The 1,379-nt window shown below is 65.3% G+C and carries 2 protein-coding genes; one reads left to right on the top strand and one right to left on the bottom strand.

Annotated features, from left to right (window positions below):
• The first annotated feature begins 51 nt into the window (after positions 1–51).
• A protein-coding gene (locus O5O46_RS34950) for an IS5 family transposase (protein WP_443072705.1) occupies positions 52–926 on the top strand; the annotation gives its coding sequence in 2 pieces (ribosomal slippage) (positions 52–441 and positions 444–926; 873 coding nt in all).
• 16 nt (positions 927–942) lie between these two features.
• Here O5O46_RS34950 and O5O46_RS34945 read toward each other — a convergent pair.
• A partial coding sequence (locus O5O46_RS34945) for a RidA family protein (protein ID WP_333482454.1) occupies positions 943–1,379 on the bottom strand: 437 nt, incomplete at its 5' end.

The following is a 1,379-nucleotide window of genomic DNA, read 5'->3' as shown; positions in this document are numbered from 1 at the left end:
GTCCTAGGGCCTGTTTCAGAAGTGGATCAAGATCTGGGATGATCTTGTTTCATGGCTCGGGGAGATCTGACAGACGCACAGTGGACAGTGCTGAAACCGTTGTTGCCGATAGGCATCAAGCCTGGTAGGCCACCGGTTCACAGCAAGCGGCAGCTGATCGACGGGATACGGTTCCGCACACGGACTGGCGTGCCGTGGCGAGACCTGCCCGTGCGGTACGGGCCGTGGGAGACGGTGTACGGGCTCTTCCGCCGCTGGCAACGGGACGGCACGTGGCACCGGATCTTCGAGCAGCTCCAAGCGCGCGCCGATGCGAAAGGACTGATCACCTGGGACATCTCGGTGGACTCCACGATCGCTCGCGCCCACCAGCACGCGGCCGGCGCCCGCAAAAAGGGGATCTGCAGGTCGAGCCGCCCGGCGGTGTCTTCACCGAGCCCGGCGATCACGGCCTGGGGCGCTCGCGCGGCGGACTGACCACCAAGATCCACGTCGCGGTCGAGCAAGCCCAGAAGCTGATGTCCCTGGTGATCACGGCCGGACAACGCGGTGACTCCCCGCAGTTCCAGGTCGTCCTGGGCCGTATCCGGGTCCCCCGGCTCGGCCAGGGACGACCGCGCACCCGGCCGAACAAGGTCCGCGCCGACAAGGCGTACGGCTCCCGCGCGAACTGCAACTACCTGCGCCGACGCGGCATCCGCCGCACCATCCCGCAGAAGCGCGACCAGATCGCCAACCGCAAGAAGCGCGGCTCCCTCGGCGGACGGCCCCCGAAGTTCGACAAGGACGATTACAAAGAGCGCCACGCAGTGGAGTGCGGGATCAATCGCCTCAAGCGCCACCGCGCAGTGGCCACCAGGTACGACAAGCTCGCCGTCCGCTACGAAGCCACAGTGCTGATCGCAGCCATCAACGAGTGGTTGTGACCAGCACTTTCGGGAGTCAGTCGAGGATGGCGTCAAGCTCCACTTCTACGAGCCATTCGGGATCGATGAAGCGTGAGACCTCGACGAAGGTGCAGGCCGGACGGACAGACGCGAACCGCTCTCCGTGCGCTCGCGCGGCTTCCTTCCAACGAGTCACGTCGGTGAGCATGATGCGGGTCCGCACGACGTCCCCCAGCGACGCCCCTGCTGCCTTCAGCGCGGCGTCTGCGATGTCCAGACACTTGACAGTCTGGGCATAGACGTCGCCTCGCCCCACGGTCGTCCCGTCGTCCCCGATGGGAGCAGTTCCAGCGACTGCGACGTGCGCCCCCTTACGGATTGCCCGGGAAAACCCTATTTGGGGTTCGAGTGGCGAGCCGGAACTGACTATCTGCCGAACATGATCCATCGCACCATGCTCCCAGATCACCGCACTTTCGAAACGGGCCCTAG

This window comes from Streptomyces sp. RPT161 (assembly GCF_027533845.1).
In the GTDB taxonomy this organism is placed as follows: Bacteria; Actinomycetota; Actinomycetes; order Streptomycetales; family Streptomycetaceae; genus Streptantibioticus_A; species Streptantibioticus_A silvisoli_A.
This window is presented reverse-complemented; position numbering and strand designations above follow the sequence as displayed.